This is a genomic window from Paenibacillus sp. FSL R5-0810, assembly GCF_038002285.1.
In the GTDB taxonomy this organism is placed as follows: Bacteria; Bacillota; Bacilli; order Paenibacillales; family Paenibacillaceae; genus Paenibacillus_AQ; species Paenibacillus_AQ lactis.
On sequence record NZ_JBBOCF010000001.1, the window covers coordinates 2,153,421 to 2,172,778 of the forward strand.

Sequence of the window (19,358 nt, forward strand, 5' to 3'; positions counted from 1 at the left end):
GAACAGGCGGGACCCGGTATTTTGTGATGATTTGTTTATACTTTTGTGACTGTTTCGCCACTTCGTTCGAGATATTCCTTTGTTATGATTCTCCTTGCAGCACATCACGCATTCCAGCCATGCAAAAAAGGAGGTTCATGCCAATGGGCGTCGAAAACGGCACGTTTTCTTTTTTTCCTTTCGGAGCTTTATTTTGTCTCACGCTCTTTTGTTTCGCAGCCGTTCGATTCTATGCGATTTCCCGTCGCCAAAAACCTTCCGATCTAAACGATCGTGATATTGCTTTCATTCTGAAAAGACGGATGGCTAAAGGTGAGATCGATGAGAAGGAATATTACAGGCTGAAGGATCTTTTGGGAATAGAAAAACAAGGAGGATGAGAAATCACTTATGCTGCATGTTCAAATCGTGTTATTTGATGGCTTTGACCTTCTGGATGCCATTGCGCCATATGAGGTTTTCTGTGCAGCAGCCCTGTATGCTGAAGACGCGATAAACGTCGAATTGGTCACAGCCGAAGGGCCGCGTTCCGTCCCCAGCGGCATCAACGGGCTGACGATTGAGGCGAGCGCCACGCTCGACCCGAATCGCTCAGGGATCATCGTCGTTCCCGGTGCCTCCGGAAGCGTTGAAGGAGATGGCCCGGATACGGTTCCTGCTATTCTTGGCCGGGCGATGAATACAGATTTAACGGAGATGATTCGCCAGGCACTTGGCAACAAAGACATCGTTGTCGCCACGGTTTGCGGCGGTTCACTCGTGCTGGCCATGGGCGGGCTCTTGGAAGGCAGACCGGCGGTAACGAATCATCTGGGCATGGATTTACTCGCTGCAACCGGGGCTGTTCCGATCTCCGCTCGCGTGGTGGATGACGGCAATCTGGTTACCGGCGGCGGCGTGACTTCCGGGCTTGACGTTGCGCTATACCTGCTGGAACGCGAGCTCGGACCGCGGATGGCCCACGCGGTAGAGCAGCTGTTCGAATTTGAACGGAGGGGAACCGTTTGGAAGGAATCCGGCGTGGGACCTCGCAATGGAAATAAACCGAAGGTCGGCGAACCGAGCTTCGACGCAGACCAAACGTCTATCCCCTACAACAAGCCGGATACCGATGCGGTACAGACCTCTGCCTTTGACGGCGATTGGGATGCGACCATTGCCACGCCCGTCGGAAAGCTCCAGGTCAAGCTCTCCATTTCTGCGAGTGAGGATCGGATCCGAGGCACGGCTACCCAAGGTGAGGAAACGGTCGAATTTTTGAATCCTGTGCTTCGAGACGGTCAGCTTGCCTGGTCGCTTCAAATCACGAAGCCGATGCGGTTGAATTTAAAATTCGAAGTTTCCGTCGATGGTGACCAAATGTTTGGCGTCGCCAAGGCTGGAATCCTGCCGGCATCCAAATTATCAGGAAGACGGGTTACATAGCCCGGTATGCGTATGGGTAACGAATATGGAGCCTCGGGGGTTGCGGTTGATATGAAGAAACGGAACACATTATACGGATTGTTGGCTAGTGCCAGCGTTCTATTTATTCTCTACGCCTTATTGAAAAACTATATGATCGATCCTGAAGCAACGTTCTTCTTAAGCCATAAAACCGGGCTGAAGCGCGAGTTGAATCTGCCGGTCTGGCTGAACGTGATGTATGTGCATGTTGCTTTTGCATGTATTGCGATGGCGTCGGGGCTGGTGAACTTTTCAAAATGGATATTCGAGAAAAAGCGCCGATTCCATCGCATTAACGGTTATGTTTACATCGTATCCGTGCTTGTGGTCGTGTTGACCTCCGGTTACATGGCGCCCTACGCCACCGGCGGAAAAATAAGCAGTATGGGCTTCAATGCTTTGAATATCCTATGGCTGATTATTACGATTACCGCTCTCGTCCAAATCCGAAGGAAGCGGATCATCCGCCACCGGAATTGGATGATCCGGAGCTACGCCTTTTGTTTCACAAATCTGTTGATTCATCTCATTACTTCCCTCTTTCATCAGGGGTTCGGGCTCGTTTATGCCACGAGCTACACCATTGGCGTTTACGGATCTATCGCGTTGCTGCTCGTGATTCCCAGCATCTTCATCCAAACCATCGGTCAATCGAAGGATGTTTCGTTCCCCTCCTAAACGAGGTATCGCTCTCCCCTCCATTTCACTGTGGATACTGGGTTGGGTACCCCTTCATTTTAGAAATCAATCAAATACTCAATGCCTGGCGGATATCATTCGCTGACGCCTTGGGCAAAACGAAAGGATGCAGGTTTATAATGAAAAAAATCTTTGGTTTACTCATGTCGTTTACCCTGCTGCTATCGCTTGTCGTCCCAACTGCAAGTGCAAATCCTCCAGAAAATCAAGATCAAGCAGCGGACAAAAATATCCATGTTCAAATCGTATTATTCGACGGTTTCGATTTGCTTGACGTTACCGGGCCTTATGAAGTGTTTGCTGCCGCAGAAATGTATACCGGCGGAAAAGTTACGGTGGAATTGGTATCTGCAGAAGGCAAGCGAGTGGTCCCGAGCGGATTGAATGGTCCCTCCCTTGAAGCGCAGGCTGCATTAGACCCAAAACGTTCGGGAATTATTGTGGTTCCTGGGGCTTCGGGCAAGCCTGCAGGACATTCGGATGATTCGATCCCCAATATTCTTAAGCAAGCCAAGGATACCGGCTTGACCCGTTTGATGAAACAAGCATTAAACAATAAGGAAGTGACGGTGGCAACGGTCTGTGGCGGTTCTCTGCTGCTTGCCATGGATGGTTTGCTGAAAGACCGGTATGCCGTCACCAATTCAATCGGCATGCCCGCGCTCGCAGCTCTTGGTGCGAAAACGGTCGAGGCAAGAGTCGTTGAAGATGGGCCTCGCTTGGTGAGCGGTGGAGGAGTGACTTCCGGGCTAGACGTCGCCCTGTATTTAGTTGAACGAGAATTAGGGCCGCAAATCGCGAATGCGATTGAAAGATTATTCGAGTACGAACGGAGAGGAACGGTGTGGAAAGCGGAAGGTACGACGCCGATGAATTTTGGATCGAATGCCGGCGATGCTCCGGAGAAGAAATAAAACACGGCATTGCCTTCAAACGTCATTGAATCACGCAGGCACGGCAATCGTGCTTGCATGATTCACGCTTTGGGCTGAGGCTTACGCTTAAAAAGCACTTCGTTCCCCTATAAGGAACGAAGTGCTTCTTCAATTGGCGTGTCTCCACTAACCATGTCGAATGCCTTGCCGATGGTATGAGGATTTTCCAATGAAGCGACAATCGTAGATGCAACATCCTCCCGCGGAATGCTGCCGCGATCCAAATCAACCGCTACGGCGACCTTCCCGGTACCCCCTTCGTTCGTCAGCTGGCCTGGACGGATAATCGTATAATCCAGTCCGCTTTGCGTTAACCAAACATCCGCGTAATGTTTGGCCGCGCTGTAGTATGGTGCGCTCTCCATCCATTTTTCACGATGATGCACACCGATGGCGCTGACCATCACGAAACGACGTACGCCGGTTAGCTTGGCGGCTTCCATGGATTTAATGGCTCCGTCCAAATCGATCATCATGGTTTTATCCGCGCCCGTATGACCGCCGGATCCTGCGGTAAATACAATCGCATCAGCCTCTTTCGCCGCACGGGCGATATCCTCTATGCTTCCTTCAAGATCGACAAGGATCGTCCGGGCACCCTGTTCTTCGAACTTCGTTCGCTGCTCTTCCTTCCGCACCATCGCAATGGCGTGATGTGCCTTCGATGACTGAAGCTTACTGACAACATGCTGGCCGATTTGGCCATTCGCTCCGATGATTAGTACCTTCATGGTATTCGATCCTTCCTTTCTTCACTTATGGTCCTTTATTAACCGCTTGAGTCTCGCATGAATGATATGTAGTGTTTACTTATAAGATACACTTAAACCTGGCGTGAAGCGAATACGTTACTCTCGTTCGATTATAAGGATGAAATTCGCCTCTATAAAACAAGAATGCATCGAGTCTAAGAACTCCATGCATTCTTGTTCTATGCCTCTATATCACCTTCGCAATTTCTCAAAGGTGAATGCCTCTTTCATTTGCAGAATTTTCTTTATAGCGACTCTTGATTACTCCGGGCGCTCAATGGCAAAGATTTCTCCGATTTTGGCATAATGGTGGCCAGCCAGCCTGCTAACCGCCCTCAGACCAACGGGATCGATTCTTCCATTTTCATAAATATGATCCTGAATATGAAACTGCACGACCCTTCCGATGATAAAATCGCATCCGTTCTCACTACTCCCGTCGAACTCCAACGCTTGCTCCAACCTGCATTCCATGCGGATCTTGGCCTCCATGATCCCCGGAACGGTAATCTTAACGCTGTCGACGGGTGAAAATCCGGCCAATTGGACTTCACTCTGATCGGGAGGAAGCTTGGCGGCTGTTAAATTAACCTGATGTACATTGTCTTCATCCACAATATGAACGACAAACTCGCCTAGCGTCTTTATATTCCGGGCAGTGTCTTTCTCCATCCCTCCGGAACGCTGGATGGACAGCGAGATGAGCGGCGGGTCCGAAGATACGATATTGAAATAACTGAAAGGAGCGCCGTTTAATACGCCATCGTTCGAGAGCGTCGTAACCAATGCGATCGGTCTCGGGATAATGCTGCCGATCAGCAGCTTATAGTTTTCCCTTTCGGTCTGATTCGATGGATCGATGGACAGCATCAAGACTCGCCTCCCGCACTGGATTCCAGCTCTCTCACTTCGAACGGAAGCAATACTTTTTCGATTTCAGATCGGTGAGGCTCGTATTGCGACGGCAGCTTCAATTCTTTCCCCATCGATTCATGCGATTCGTCGTGCGCAAATCCAGGAGGATCCGTGGCGATTTCAAAGAGAATGCTCCCATGCTCTCTGAAATAAATCGCATTAAAGTAGTTACGGTCTTGCACCGGAGTTACCTGATAGCCCTGGTCCGCAATATATTGCTGCCACCGGAGCTGTTCCTCATCATCTTTAGCCCGCCATGCAATATGGTGAACCGTACCGACACCCAGCTGGCCGTAGCCAGCTCGTGAAAGTCTCAGATCAATCGTATTCCCAATATCCGCGGAGGAACGATACCGAGCCAGCTCTCCTTCTTGGCCGACATATTCCAGTCCCATGACGTGTTCCAACAGTTCGGCGGTTCTTTCCGGTCTCGTAGAAAATAAGGTTGCCCCTCCAAAACCTTTAATCGCTACATCGGAAGTAACTCCGCCAAAATTCCAGGTATTGAGCTCACCTTCTTCTCGCTCCACGAGCTCGAGATGAAGGCCATGGGGATCATCAAACTGCAAATAAGTTTCTCCAAAGCGTTCACTCCTCGCAAATGAAACATCATATTTCCGAAGGCGGTTCTGCCAGAATGACATCGCCCCCTTCGGAATCGCATAGGACGTGACCCCCACCTGTCCGCTGCCGATTTTGCCCTTGTAGGCGTCCGGCCATGGAAAGAATGTAATGATTGTGCCGGGTTTGCCGCCTTCGTTGCCGAAATAAAAATGGTACGTGCCCGGATCATCGAAATTGACCGTTTGTTTTACTAAGCGGAGCCCTAATACACCGGCATAAAAATCAACATTCTCTTGCGGATGCCCTACAATTGCAGTAATGTGATGGATTCCTGTTGTTTTCATTATTTATCGCTCCTCTGTTTGGTTGAGTGCCGGCAACGAAATTTGGCGAACCGGCTTTGTTAATGGATTATGGCTTCGCTTCAAACCAATTTGGTTGCAGGTCGTAATTCAATTATCTTTATTTTAAGATATTTGTATTTGAGATTATTTTACGCACTTATCTGTATCCTGTCAATACACTTCGTGTTTTATTTATTGACATGGCTGCTGTGACCTGTTCGTTGATCACTCAACTAAGAAAGCAGCCTATGGGGCTGCTCCTTCACATTTCATGTATTCGAAAGACGTAATGAATATTGATGCGGGAACCCCGGTATTCCCTTGAACGTCAGGACACCATCGCTGGTTAACCTTAAGATTCTGTAAGTAATAAAAGAAATACTGATTCGCTGCCGTGAAACTTCAAGAACTCTGGCCATGACTTCACCTGCATGCACATAATCACCGGCTCCATGCATCCCTTGCAGATCGGTGACCGACTGGATAATCAGCGGATCCAGCTTGTCCTCCTCGCAGCCTCTTAGCTCTCCCGCCTCCCATAAACGAAGCCAATGATTCTGTCCCGCCAACTCGATCCATTCGCCCTCATACCGCTTCCTGGTTTCCGAGTCCAGCGGGTGGCCTTCACCATAGTCCCGAACGATTTCAACATAATTATCCCGGTCGATCAATGCCTGCGCATAAGGAGTTTCTCCTCCCTTCTGGTGAAAACCCAATTCTTAGGAAACCTTCGTCACATTAACGATACGTATCGGCTGTTTCCTTGTCTGCCATCTTTCGATCAGACGTCTCCTTCACTGCCGGATCATCCTGTTTCACAGAATGCAGCAAATTTCGGAGTATGGCTAGGTGTTCTCTTTCATGCAACGCCTTTAATTTTTCATCGAGCTTATCGATGGGAATCCCTCCTTTGTCAGTCACAACAAGTGTGAGCTTTCCTCAGCTGTTTTTCTATCGATGATTGCCGTCACTTTCCCTTTTAAAAATCATCTTCCCGCCAATCATCGTCCATTCGACTTCAAACTGGTCATCCAGCAATACCAGATCGGCATCCGCTCCTTCGGCGATGCGTCCTTTGTTGGTCAGCCCGAGCACATCCGCCGGCGTGGTGCTTGCCATCCTAACCGCATCTTGAAGCGGGATCCCCAATGTTACCGTATTCTTCAAAGCTTCGTTCATCGTAACGGTGCTTGACGCGAGTGTTCCATCCATTAATTGTGCAATCCCGTTTCGGACCGTTACCTGATGTCCGCCAAACACATACTCTCCATCCCCGAGCCCCATGGCCTGAAGCGCATCCGTAACGAGCACGATCCCGTCTGGCCCTTTCACACGATGCATGAGCCGGACGATGGCAGGATGAAGATGCACATTGTCTACAATGGCCTGCAAGCTTACCTTCTGCTCCTCCATCGCGGCAACGATAAGTCCCGGATCGCGATGATGAATCGGCCGCATTCCATTAAAGCAATGCGTAATATGGCTGGCCCCGAGACGGAATGCCTCTTTGGCTTCCTCATACGTTGCATCCGAGTGGGCTATCGCAACAACAATGCCTTTTTTATGTAGAAAGGTAACCAACTCCATACCCCCGGGCAGCTCGGGAGCAATCGTAACCATCTTCAGAAAGGAATCGGCTCGCTCGATGATGAGTCCCATTTCAGACAAATCCGGATGCCGCAGATGCTCTTCGTTCTGCATTCCTTTTCGCTTCACGTTTAAATAGGGACCCTCCGCATGGATACCGGCAATCATCGCTCCCTCTTCATGCCCCGCAACCTGCTTCACCTTGTCGATCATGCGAAGAAGCGTTTCCAAATCAGATGTTACGGATGTCGCCAGGAACGAGGTGCAGCCGGTGGCCGCTGAGGCTTTGGAAACTTCTTGAATGCTTCTTGTCGTTCCGTCCATCATGTCATAGCCGTTCGCTCCGTGAATATGAACATCGATCATGCCGGGAATGAGCAGCTTTCCCTCCCCATCAATGATAATCGTCTCTCCCGTGATTTCCGGGGCTTCCCTCTTGATGGCAGTAATGCGCCCTTTATCGATAAGTACTGATCCATTCTCGATGACTTGCTTATCGGTTGCTATTCGAGCATTAATAATTTGTACCGCTTCCATGTCAAACCCTCCCCTGCTATTAGCTCAGCATCCGTCTAACCAAGAAGATACATAGCGTATATTGTTGAAAATTCGAGCGATAGGCGCGCCGAATCCCATTCTTTATCGTGATTCACTCTCCGCACTTACGCAGCAAAAGCACTCCGCTTTCACTTCGGCTCATTCGGCTCGTCCAGACCCTCGAGTTCCGGCAGTCCAGCTTCGCGCCGCTTCTCAATAATGTAACGGACATACCATTCCGGATTCTCCGTGTTCTTCCGTACCGATGCGATCGTTCGCAGCCACACCTCGTTCCAGCTCTGCCCGTTGGACTTGATGTGCCCTCTTTTCTCCATCTCAATACTTCCGTCATAGGCAAGCGCGGCAGATTCACGCATCGCAGGTGTGTCCAGCAAGATGATGTTTCCATGCTCGTCACGCCTGCTCTCGATGCCCATATTCCCATCAAATTTGGATGCGATCCAACCCACCACCAGCACCAGGACCATGAACAAGACGACGACTCCAATAAGGACCCACAACCAAATACTCATCCCATTCCCCCCACCACGACCGGAACCATTTGTTCCCTACTACACCATTTTATACGCACTTCTGTTGTAAAAGGTATCCTCCCAACTAAAAAGACAAGAAAAACTCCCGGAACGATATCCGGGAGTTTAAGCTGAGCGCCAGCAGCAGCGTATCATGAACTTCCTGCTGCGCCTGATCCGCATCTCCGTTCAGATGCCGGTTAACTTGCTCCATGCCTCTTTTTCGGAATAGCTGTATATCGGTTATTAAAATATGCTATCAGGAACGTAATAAATTTTCTGGGTATCCTTCTTATTTACCGGATCTGTAACGATCGTGAAATACACATTGCCGTTCTTGGTCTGGACGCCCTCGATTTCGCGGTTGCCCACATTTGTAATCTTCACCAGCGATTTATACGCCCCCGTGTTCGACATCATGGCAATTTGCGGCGTTTCCCCCTCCGCTCCGCCTGAGGTATAGATTTCGGTGCTGCCGAGCATGTCCACCCCTTGGAATGACCCGTTCGGTCTAATAATGGCACTGCCTGATTGGGTGAAGCTGGTCACGCAGGCGCTTACCGCTGCCGCGCTGTCCATTCGCACCATTTCATTGCTGTCAAGGAGCTTGTTCAATGCTACCGTGTCATAAATGGCCCAAGTCACAGTGCCTTCCTTCGTCTGAACGCGGAAGACCGTATGCGTGCTGTTTCCGCCGCCATCCACCCGGTAAGTATCACCTAATCTTGCACCCGTCTTATTGGCATAGTTCATGTAGGTAAACCGGCGAAGATCCGTATAATCGACGGTTGAGCCTGGCGAATATTGAACTCTTGCTACCTGGAGCGACCAGTAATAGTCCGTGGATGGATCAGCTTTAGAGCTGAAATAAAAATAGTTCTCGCCATTGTACGTATACATATCCAGTGTCTGGCAATGGCCGGTATTGGTAATGGTCATTTTATCAACGAACGTAGCGTTATTTCCATCGATCAGCAATCTTGAAAGATAGCAATTTCCTCCCGACCGCTGCGTTACATAAATATATTTAGATGCGATGTAAGCTTTCTGCACCACCACATTGTGCTGCAGTCCTTTGAGATTGTAAGCGAGCGTTGCGGAGGCGTTCACGGTCTTCTCGGGGGTTGCCGCAAATGCAGGCAAAGCAGACATACTGAATATAAAAATGGCAAGCAGTGCAGAAGTGAGTGTCAATAACCGCCGTTTCAAATGGTTCCACGTTTGATTTCGTAGCATACGGATTACCTCCATCGTTATAATCTTATCCTTGCACATGTCCCTACGACCGTGGTGCCTTTAATACACAAAACAACCGAAGTGCGCAATCTTCCTCCTTCCATAATCGATAGGCAAGTGATGCAACCATCCAACCCCGACGCGATGGTCACCTCCTTTTTTTAAAAGGAATGTTTGCAAGTTATTCTTCTATAATTTAACAAATATATGGGATTTTATCAAAGCTTTCATAGGAAGGCACGATATTTTCTATTTGATCGATTCTCCCCATTTTTTAGTAACTTCTATACCGTAAAAATCTAAAAAGCCGCGAACTTCGCGGCTTCAGACCTAACCTATGGATGAAACATCATGATGTTCAAAATTAGCGCACTATTCCCTAAGGAGCCACATTTCTTGCTGCGGTTGCGGCAGCTGCAATGCCTTTATTTTTTCTTTCCCTTGATCGGTTAAACCGATCGCCCATTGGCTAAAAAACTGTGTCAGATCCTCGCCAGCTTCCCTCGAGGCAACCAATGCAAACGTGTCGACAGTATTCTGAATATCACTTTGCGGCATTTCTCTATAAGCTTCGAAAATCCGGGTATAGAGGTCCCAGCCGTAAGAAAGCTGCAACTGCTTGAACATTACGAGTCTTTCGTAGTTTCCGATACTCCCGTATTTTTTGTCTGGATCGTCACTGCTTGCGAATGATATCGCCCGGTCGTAATAGTCCTGGCCATCGCTGCCGACCTTAAGCAATTCGGAAGGATTTCCGTATCTCTCCTGTGTATACAGGGAGAAAATATTTACGGTAACCTCACCAACATCGCCCCAAGTCCATGTCCGTTGCTGGTATTCATGCCCCAGCTCATGCCAGAACCCCCAGGCACTCGATCGGAGATAGTCAATATCGAGCAAATTGGGAGCATAGCTGAACGGAAGCATAATCGGATAACCCGCATGCATTGCACCTGAGGAAATTTGAACATCTGCCACGTATCGGCGGTTCATCTTATGAGCGGTGTGCGGCATAGCCCTCTCCGAGTGTAGTCCGACCAATTCATCATAGCTATCGTATATTTCATCCCAAGTCTGCATCAGCTCTTCAGGATTCGATACGTCACGGATCAGCTCAGAAGGGACGGTTAGCACGATTCTTTTACCCTGAAGTTCAGCAAACGGAACGCTAGGTGGCAGATTCCGTATCGCTTCCCATTGCTCCGCCGTCGTTTCTCCAAGCACGAAGCGGGGGGCTTCAACCGCACCGCTAATGCTGACTTTAACTTTTACGCCTGGTTTAGACTTCAGTGGAATAAGATATATCAACCCACCATATGGACTGTTCACCTGATTTCTTCCGGGTGCCAGCTTTTGATGATTCACCACAAGAGGAGCACGTTCCCATTTGCTTGCCCCCCTCAGGTCGTCATCATGTGAACCGATTTGTACCGTCAAATGCTCGGCGCCTTCCGGTACTTCCAATGTTACGGCTTTTCCAGGAGGTGCATAAAGTCCTGTGCTAACCCAATTTTTCGAAGGGAGAGCATGTGTGTACATCATGTTGGGAAAGTCAAAATCCACCTCAACCTCCCGGTTATTCACTACGAACGCATCATCAGCGACTTTACCTGGAAATTGATCCGCATACGGTGATTTTTTATTGGATGGGTTCAACGTAAAATGGCTGAATTCGAATACGCGAAGTGCGTTCGTGTACGGAGCTTGAAATTTAGAGATTGGGAAAGTGGCCGAAGGCAATTTACTCGCCTCTAAGCTGGCCCAATCAAATAGTTGTGATTCAGTCGATAATGTCTCGAGTGTTTCACTTAGAATCGTATACAGCAGCTCCCGCTTTTTGCTTTCAGTTGTTCCGGCTGGACCAATGTCGATGTCGTCATAAGTGATCGTTCCTGCTTCAACTGCTCTTCCTTGCTGAAAGCGGTTCATGAAGTGATGATTCAATGATTGTTCTGGGGTCAGCTTGGATTCATTGCCATTTGAGTCGGTGCCGCGGTTCATCAAAGTCAGGCCTGCACGGTTCATTAATTTTTGAATGGCGAAATCCCGACTCAGTCGTCCCCCTCGCAGATTGCCGACCTGCAGGACAATATGCTCAGGCGTATCGCGCGTAATTCCTTCAAGGACGCTGTTGTTTTCAGATACGATCACGCTGCCACCAAGACGTATATACTTATCCAGTGCTTCTAGATCGGAATCCTTCACCGAGCTGTCTACGTAAGCAACCGCATATTTTTGCGGGTTCAGATTCGCTGATTCCCAGCTGTCGCTTTTCACGAGCTCGATGGGAAGATCAGGAGATACCGTAAATGAATGAGAAGTAGTGATCAAGCTGATTTTCTTACCCGTTCCCCGTAAAGCATCCGCGTAGCGTCCCGTTATATCGTTGCCGCGGCCAGAATTCGTATGCGACTCGTCCGTTAGCCATAATAAAATATTTCGTGCTAGCGTGCTGCTAGTTTCATCTGCTTGCTCGGAAAGGTTAAAATATCGATCGCTCCCGGCCAGTAGAACTCGCCCTTTGCCATATCGAGATGCCGCAATTGCCGGGATGTTACCCGGAACGCTCACATTGAACGCATTGCCGCCAATTGCGGCTACCCCTCCGCCTGCAAAGTATGGAATCGCCGCCAAGTCCTTATATAACAGACTGAAGTCTTTGCGAATATCGTCTATTGAGGGCAAATCCGTCGTCAATGAAGTCGGACCGCCCGAATGTAGGTGTTCCATAGTGACTCCAGACGGAGACCCGGTTACGTTAGATGAAGCCTCAGGACTTTCAGCATTTAGGGTTAACGGTGATATGGAGCTTATTACTAATGCAGAGCCGATAAGGGCTGCGATCTTCAAATTCCACTTTTTTGGCAAATCATATCCTCCTTTTCAATTTTCAGGTTAATTTCCGATCATTTTGCTTGAGCTGGTAAATTTCGTGCGACCCAGTTCGGACTTGTACGTTATTCTACTTCCTTTCAGCTAAAGATATAAAATTTCGATTAAAGGTAACTTCGGATTAAATAATAAATATTCAACTCCTTCCCCTATGAAGTTTGAAAAGGCGATCGATTACTTTGTCCAACTTCTTTTAGCTTGTAGCTGTGTCATTTCGCCCATCCTAAATATAGAACAACTTACGGGAATTGACCCACTGCCGATATTTAAGACCGGACTGTATTTTTTTCGGACAGACTTGTTTATTCTTGTTTAGTCTACAAATGAAAGGCGTATCGGCCATTGCTTCCAAGCGTTATTCGCAGCGCCTGAAGCCCCGCTCTGATATGAGCGAGGCATGGATGGAATACGGCTGGTTAAGTGGCTAAAGGTCCATCATTTCTTCGCTTTCATGACCAACCGCTAGTTGATTACATTAACCTCTGTGTAAGGCGAGTCTGTAGTCTCGAGCAGAGGCTGCGGAATGCCCTTTAAATGATAATCGAAGAACGCTGCCACATATTCCCGTTGAGCGTCAAGCGATTGCTCAGAGTCAGCGGTTCCAATGCTTTGCTGGACCGCAAGCCTGGAAAGGCTTACCTTGCTTGCAAGCTGAGGCAACAGGGACTGATAATCGGTAAAGGTAAAGTGGGCCCCGTTCGGTATGGTCACATCCATTTTCCAAGCGCTTGTATGGTTCCAGAACATGGCCCGGTCCTCCGCCGTCAAATGCGAGTCCACTTCTCCCTCGTCGTTGAAACCGGAGTTCAGGAGCATAAATGGACGATCCAGGCCGTGCTGGGCAACAGGCAGCGGGTGATTGGGCATATGCCCCATTGTTCCGTCCATATCGATCCCCGCATCGATTCGCTCGTCCTCATACATCGTTTGGGCAGCCGTCGCTCCCCCGGCAGAGTGCCCATAAATGCCTACCTTGGAAAGATTAAGACCGGCGGCCAAACCTTGAGGCAGCAACTTCTTACCTGCATCCGGATTGCTGCCTGCCTTCATTGCGATCAGTTGATCCAGTACAAATCGCACATCATCAACACGGACATCGATCATCTTAAGTACCGTTTCAGCACTGAATGCCGGCAGCGCCTCCGTTACGTCCCGACCGTCGGCAAATTCGACGACTGATGCTTCATGGGTATGATCCAACGTAATGACGACATATCCTCGGCTAGCCATTTCCTGCACCAGGATCGTGCCAAAGCTTCGCGGAATGGAGCCGCCCGGGGAGAAGATGATCACCGGCCAACCTCCCTCATTATCGGCCGCAGGCGCCTCCAGCCATGCGTGGGTATCGATATCGGCCAGATTGACCGTGCCAGGGGTAAGACCGATGGATGGAAGTTCCGCTTGGTCATAATGTTTTGCTGCACCTTCCCGCATATACATGGCCTTTTGTCCGCTTTCTTCCTCTGCAGGGTACCAGATGCTGATCATAAGCTCCCTCGGTCCTTCGTTAACCCAAGGGTCCATTCTGTCCTTATCCATTAAGTGTAGCTCTGTCACGCCGACCGGATATTTCCCCATAGGTGCAGGAATGTGGAGCTGGACGCTTGGCCCCTTTGCGATTTCTTCTTCCTGCGGGACCGGGGCCAGCCATACGAAGATCCCGACAAGTATGATGGCTACTGACGTGATCACCAGCACCGAAAGACGGACCCAACGCGGGGTTTCCCCGATGAGAATTTTGCTGACAGAACCTACGGTCAGCACAAAGTAGACCATATAGATCATCATAAACACGCTAATACAGACCAGGACGGGCTCCAGAAGACTGATGCCGCCCAATCCGCCGAACAGCCTCCTTAGCCAGCTGAATACGACAATATAATGTACCACCCCAACGAGCAGCGGCAGCATAAAGATCATAGCGTTCTGCTTAAAGATCGAACCGCTAATCTCGTTATTGCTCACACCGATTCTCCTCAGAACATCGTAGCGGGCCTGATCTCCCGCCGCTTCGGTCAACTGCTTGAAATAAAGGACGCTCCCCGTTGCCAAGAGGAATACAAGTCCCAAAAAGCCGAGAATAAATACATTTAGCGCAGCGCTCTCGATTCCAACGCGATATTCGGCATAATACGACGTCAGCTTTGATTCCGGCGTGGCCATGGAGGCAAGCGCATTAGAAGTAGCCCTCGTTGTTTTCTGCCCCTCTACCGTGTAGCCGATATAGTCTACAGAAGGACTCTGCCGCTCGATGGCGCGGTAGGTTTCATCAGCGACCACGACCATTATATCCGGATAACTCCAGTTCACGATACGTTCGATCGTCATATCGGTAAATGCCAGAGTCAACGGTCGTGAGGGCAGCTCCAAGGTGATCGTCTCTCCGTCATAATCCGACCACTCATGCTCCGTGTACATCGGGCGAATCGCAATCGCCCGGCCGGGCTCCGTCACATCCAGTCGGGGAATGCTGAGCGCTTCCGCAGCCCGGTTATACCCGCTCACGGAGGTGACTTTGATGGGCCGCTCGTTAGATGCCATTTGTTTCTTCGATATAATCTCATCGCTCGAAGAATGTCCGTTCAGATGAATAACAGGAATCGTAACCTGCTCGGCCACAGGATGCGCCATATCGCTTCGGATCAGATGGTCGACTTGCTTGTTAAAAGCTGCATCCTGGCTAACAAACATATAGCTGAAGGGAGCGATCAAACGCGTGGAATGCTCGTAGGTATGGTAAGTACTCAAGCCAAAGCTGAATGCGCACAACGCCAAAGCCGACAAGATGGATATGATGCCGAACGTGCGGGCATTCCCCTTCATGCGATAGACGAGATTCGACGTAATTACCAAGTTCAACCCCTTATAGTAATAACGTTTACGGCGCTTCGCCAATCGCAGGACAAAAATAATAAGCGATGAAAACAAGAGTCCCGTCCCCGCTATGATCCCGACCGACATCACCCCAAGATTGGTCAGGATCTGCTCATTATTCGCAAACTCGCGAAGTCCGAACCTATAACTGATCGACAGGATGAGGATAGCAGCAAACGCCGAAAGGATGGAAGCCCGCGGTTCCCGCTCCCCTTCCTGTTCCGCACGAAACAGCTCGATCAGCCGGAATCGGTAGATCAGCCTATACGCCTGCACAGAAGTGATCAGAATAATCATCATGAACACGATGATCGTACTGATGACAGCCGGAAAGGAGATCGACATCCCTATATCCACGCTGATGCCGAGCAGCCGGGCCAGGATCATGGTGAAGAGCTTTGACAGAAGAGATCCGGCACCGATTGCCAATGCGAGAACGATTAAACCGATCAGAAGATTTTCATAGAATAGCAAACGGCCGATCGTTCGTTTGGGCAATCCCAGCAGGGCATACAGCCCTACTTCCTTCTTCCGTTTTCTGGAGAAGAATTGGTTGGAATACAGGATAAACACCGACACGAACAAGATTAACACGATCGAAGCAATGAAGAACGTGGACTTCATGCTGCTGGACGACTCGATCGCGTTCATGATTTCCGTACTGTACTGCAGGGAAGCGAAAATATAAAAAATGACGACACTTATAAACATGGAGATGAAATAAACAAAATAATGGCGGAAATTGCCCCGTATGTTTTTCTTGGCCAGATCAAACAGCGTCATTGGCATCTCCTCCCAGCACGTTCAGCACATCCAATATCTTTTTGAACATTTCCTTTCTGGACATGCTTCCCTTGACCAGTTCTGCAAAAATGCCGCCGTCTTTAATAAACATCACGCGGCTGCAATAGCTTGCTGCGTAAGCATCATGCGTGACCATCAGGATCGTGACGAATTCCTGCTCGTTCAGATCCTTCATCGCCTCGAGCAAGTCGGCAGCAGCGCGGGAATCCAAAGCACCCGTCGGTTCATCCGCCAAAATCAGTCTCGGATCGGTCACGATTGCACGGGAAGCAGCCGTTCTCTGCTTTTGCCCGCCGGAGATTTGATACGGGTATTTGTCCATAATATGGCCGATGCCAAAGCGCTCCCCGATCGCTGCCACCCGGCGTTCCGTTTCATCGACGCCCATCCTTGCAAGGGCGAGCGGAAGCACAATATTTTCCTTGACGGTCAGCGTATCTAAGAGATGATAGTCTTGAAAAATAAAGCCCAGCTTCGTTCGGCGAAACTCCGATAATTGTGCTTCATTCATCTGCAGCACGTTCTCCCCGTCGATCACGATGTCTCCAGAGGTCGGCTCGTCGATCGTGGATACGATATTGAGCAGTGTCGTTTTCCCGGAGCCGGATGGCCCCATTATCCCGACAAATTCTCCTTCCTGAACAGTCATATCAATGCCGTACAGCACCGGGATCACATTTCCTTTGACGCCGTACGACTTTTGTAATTGCTGTATTTTAACGAGCTCTTTCATCTGTTCTCCACCTCCAGGTAATCATTCCCTGGTATCATAACACCGTTTTTAACGAGCAGCCTTACTCCTGACTTACGAAATTCTTGAGCAGGCTTACATTTTTGTAACCTTGTCCAAAGCGATGATGTTTGCTTTCCCTATCAAAGGTATAATGAGATGAAATGACATGAACCGCGCCGGATCGGAGGGATTATATGTGAAGATCATGATCGTGGAAGACGATGCAACGATCAGTGAAATGCTCGGGGAAACCTTGCAGAAATGGGGATTCGAGTCTGTGCTTTGTAACGATTTTGATCGGGTCCAGGAACGTTATGTGGCAGAACAGCCTCATCTGATGCTCTTAGACATCAACCTGCCTGTGTATGACGGTTTCTATTGGTGCAGCCGGATTAGGGAAGTCTCCAATGTGCCGATTATCTTCCTTTCCTCCCGCAATACGCCAATGGATATGGTGATGGCGATTAATATGGGCGGAGACGACTATATACAGAAGCCGTTCTATGACGAAGTGCTGATCTCCAAAATCAAAGCGCTGCTGCGCAGAACCTACTCGTATATCGATCCTTTCCCGAATGTAATCGAACATGAAGGCGTGATCCTGAACCTTCATGATGGGAGGCTGTTATCCGGAGAGCAATCAGTGGAGCTGACGAAGAACGAGTTCCGAATCCTGAATCTGTTGATGCAGAGTAAAGGTAGCATCGTCAGCAGAGAAACCATCATGCGCCGTTTGTGGGAGGATGAAAGCTTTGTGGATGACAACACCTTGACGGTTAATATGACGCGAATCCGAAAAAAATTGGATGATCTGGGAAAAAGCCGGTTTATCACAACGATCAAGGGTGAAGGGTATATGATCAAATGAGTTTTCTGCGATATTTAGAAGATAAACGTTATGTGATATTATTGGCCGTCGCGCAGATGCTGTTTGCAACCTTAATGATGGTTGTTAGTGCATCCGGAAAATATGATGCCGGAGATATTTTTTACACACTGCTCGGGTGCTTAATCTTAACCGCCACCTATCTGATCGTTGGATATGCTCGGCGCTATGCACATTATCAAGCACTGGATGAATTGACCGGAAACGACGATGACGATATTGTCGCTGCTGTACCAAAGCCGATCAGTCATGAGCAACAGCTCTACACAGCGTTGGCAAGAAAGCTCCATCAAGCGAAGCTGGACACTATTCGAAAGTACCATGGGGAACGGAAGGACTATCATGACTTTATCATGTCTTGGATTCACGAGGTAAAGCTTCCCATCACGGCTGCCCATCTGCTGATGAGAAACAGTGCCGGCAAATCGGCTGAGGAGCTCGTGAATAAGCTGGAGGATGAAGTGAACAAAATCGATCACTATGTTGAACAAGCGCTCTATTATTCTCGGATCGATTCATTTTCGAGGGATTATTTGATTGCCGAGGTTTCACTGAACCAGATCATGCGAGCCTGTGTCCGCAAGTACGCCAAGCTGTTCGTTGCCAAACGGCTCCGGTTCACCATGTGGGAAGAAGAACACACGGTTCACAGTGACGCCAAGTGGCTTGGATTCATCCTCGACCAAATCATCACCAACGCCTTGAAATATACAAACCAAGGAGGTGCCGTTACCTGTTCCATCGAGGATAATCCGAGCGAGAAGCGGCTTTTGATCCGGGATACCGGCATCGGCATCCTTCCGGAAGATCTCGGAAGAATTTTTGATAAAGGTTTCACCGGATCAACCGGTAGAAATGACGCAAAATCAACGGGATTGGGATTGTACCTGGCCAGCCAGATGGCCATCAAACTGGGACACCGGTTGTCTGCGCGATCCGAACCAGGCCAATATACAGAGCTTGCCATCATCTTCCCTAAATCGCGAAGCATTCATGAAATGATGTAATGTTACATGCTTCCAATAATGAAGGCAACGTCATAAACCTTTAAAGCCGCCAAGGCCTCCTGAAAGAGACAGGCGGCGTTTTTTTAACTCTACTTTTTACCCTCCAATTGATTGCTTATCTGGAATAGCTGTTCTGTTAATTCGATTCCGGTTTGTTCTCCGATGATATTGGAGTACCGATCATAGAGGTTAAGCCAAGCTTTCTCGATATCCGGCTGCAGCTCTTTCCCCTTCTCCGTGGAGTAAATCAAGGACATTCTGCCCTTTTGTTCAGCGTACACCAGGCCTTTAGCCTGCAGCTTCTCGATAAAACGGGTCACCGTTGAAGGTGTTATATGCAAAACCTCTCCAAGCTCCTTCTGAGAAATGCCTTGCTTCTCATTCACGGCAATCATCAGGAACGCGTAGGTCGGAGACAAGCCAGTTATGCGAAATTCATCCTCGGCTAGTTTGGTCATGGAGCGGGCCAACTGATTGGCCGTGAAGTATAGACATCCCTTGAGTAAGTGGTCATGAAAGTGTTCCATCTTATACACTCCTTTTTAGTTGTGCATACAAATTATCATTCCACATGACTAGGTGTCAAGCCTTTCCACGACCGAAAACGCGCGAGA

The 19,358-nt window shown here is 49.1% G+C and carries 18 protein-coding genes; 6 read left to right on the forward strand and 12 right to left on the reverse strand.

The genetic code is table 11. From position 1 onward, the window contains the following. Positions 1-143: 143 nt before the first annotated feature. From MKX76_RS09680 to MKX76_RS09695, 4 genes are all read left to right on the forward strand, one after another. Positions 144-380, forward strand: a complete 237-nt coding sequence (locus MKX76_RS09680; RefSeq protein ID WP_251535119.1) for a hypothetical protein — start codon at positions 144-146, stop codon at positions 378-380. 10 nt (positions 381-390) lie between these two features. Then, positions 391-1,425: a DJ-1/PfpI family protein gene (locus MKX76_RS09685; protein ID WP_251535121.1), complete on the forward strand. Its 1,035-nt coding sequence runs from the start codon at positions 391-393 to the stop codon at positions 1,423-1,425. Between the two features lie 51 nt (positions 1,426-1,476). Beyond that, complete coding sequence (locus tag MKX76_RS09690; protein WP_341033626.1) at positions 1,477-2,124, forward strand: DUF2306 domain-containing protein; 648 nt, start codon at positions 1,477-1,479, stop codon at positions 2,122-2,124. 140 nt (positions 2,125-2,264) lie between these two features. Further along, on the forward strand, positions 2,265-3,059 hold the full coding sequence (locus tag MKX76_RS09695) for a DJ-1/PfpI family protein (RefSeq protein WP_251535124.1): 795 nt from the start codon (positions 2,265-2,267) through the stop codon (positions 3,057-3,059). A 107-nt stretch (positions 3,060-3,166) separates the two neighbouring features. Here the strand turns inward: MKX76_RS09695 and MKX76_RS09700 are convergent, their stop codons facing one another. The 11 genes from MKX76_RS09700 to MKX76_RS09750 all read right to left on the reverse strand — a co-directional run bounded on the left by MKX76_RS09700 (position 3,167) and on the right by MKX76_RS09750 (position 16,851). Next, positions 3,167-3,811 carry an SDR family oxidoreductase gene (locus MKX76_RS09700; protein ID WP_341033628.1) on the reverse strand — a complete coding sequence of 215 codons (645 nt, stop codon included), beginning with the start codon at positions 3,809-3,811 and terminating at the stop codon, positions 3,167-3,169. Between the two features lie 282 nt (positions 3,812-4,093). Continuing rightward, positions 4,094-4,702, reverse strand: coding sequence for a flavin reductase family protein (locus MKX76_RS09705; protein ID WP_028406655.1), 609 nt, complete (start codon positions 4,700-4,702; stop codon positions 4,094-4,096). Next, a complete protein-coding gene (locus MKX76_RS09710; protein WP_341033630.1) occupies positions 4,702-5,655 on the reverse strand; it encodes a ring-cleaving dioxygenase in 954 nt (317 codons plus the stop codon). Before MKX76_RS09710 ends, MKX76_RS09705 begins: the two co-directional genes overlap by 1 nt. Positions 5,656-5,924: 269 nt before the next feature. Continuing rightward, entirely contained in the window at positions 5,925-6,371 is a 447-nt protein-coding gene (locus MKX76_RS09715) for a DUF3658 domain-containing protein (protein WP_341033631.1), read from the reverse strand. Between the two features lie 235 nt (positions 6,372-6,606). After that, positions 6,607-7,779, reverse strand: a complete 1,173-nt coding sequence (gene nagA / locus MKX76_RS09720; RefSeq protein WP_341033633.1) for an N-acetylglucosamine-6-phosphate deacetylase — start codon at positions 7,777-7,779, stop codon at positions 6,607-6,609. A gap of 149 nt (positions 7,780-7,928) precedes the next feature. After that, positions 7,929-8,312, reverse strand: a complete 384-nt coding sequence (locus tag MKX76_RS09725; protein ID WP_007131796.1) for a hypothetical protein — start codon at positions 8,310-8,312, stop codon at positions 7,929-7,931. Between the two features lie 85 nt (positions 8,313-8,397). Beyond that, positions 8,398-8,526 (reverse strand): hypothetical protein, encoded by a 129-nt coding sequence (locus MKX76_RS09730; protein ID WP_341033635.1) that lies wholly within the window; start codon positions 8,524-8,526, stop codon positions 8,398-8,400. 32 nt (positions 8,527-8,558) lie between these two features. Further along, entirely contained in the window at positions 8,559-9,548 is a 990-nt protein-coding gene (locus MKX76_RS09735; protein WP_341033636.1) for a phage baseplate protein, read from the reverse strand. A gap of 372 nt (positions 9,549-9,920) precedes the next feature. Further along, the gene (locus tag MKX76_RS09740; protein WP_341033638.1) at positions 9,921-12,416 is read right to left on the reverse strand and encodes a M60 family metallopeptidase; all 2,496 of its coding nucleotides are present in this window, start codon (positions 12,414-12,416) and stop codon (positions 9,921-9,923) included. A 486-nt stretch (positions 12,417-12,902) separates the two neighbouring features. Beyond that, positions 12,903-16,097, reverse strand: coding sequence for an alpha/beta hydrolase (locus MKX76_RS09745; RefSeq protein WP_341033640.1), 3,195 nt, complete (start codon positions 16,095-16,097; stop codon positions 12,903-12,905). Then, positions 16,084-16,851, reverse strand: a complete 768-nt coding sequence (locus tag MKX76_RS09750) for an ABC transporter ATP-binding protein (protein WP_007131792.1) — start codon at positions 16,849-16,851, stop codon at positions 16,084-16,086. Before MKX76_RS09750 ends, MKX76_RS09745 begins: the two co-directional genes overlap by 14 nt. 196 nt (positions 16,852-17,047) lie before the next feature. Between MKX76_RS09750 and MKX76_RS09755 the strand changes: the two genes are divergently transcribed. Both MKX76_RS09755 and MKX76_RS09760 read left to right on the forward strand, forming a co-directional pair. Next, positions 17,048-17,719, forward strand: a complete 672-nt coding sequence (locus MKX76_RS09755) for a response regulator transcription factor (protein ID WP_028404595.1) — start codon at positions 17,048-17,050, stop codon at positions 17,717-17,719. Then, a complete protein-coding gene (locus MKX76_RS09760; RefSeq protein WP_341033642.1) occupies positions 17,716-18,744 on the forward strand; it encodes a sensor histidine kinase in 1,029 nt (342 codons plus the stop codon). The genes MKX76_RS09755 and MKX76_RS09760 overlap by 4 nt, the downstream gene beginning before the upstream one ends. Positions 18,745-18,833: 89 nt before the next feature. Here the strand turns inward: MKX76_RS09760 and MKX76_RS09765 are convergent, their stop codons facing one another. Next, entirely contained in the window at positions 18,834-19,271 is a 438-nt protein-coding gene (locus MKX76_RS09765; protein ID WP_007133286.1) for a MarR family winged helix-turn-helix transcriptional regulator, read from the reverse strand. Between the last annotated feature and the right edge of the window lie 87 nt (positions 19,272-19,358).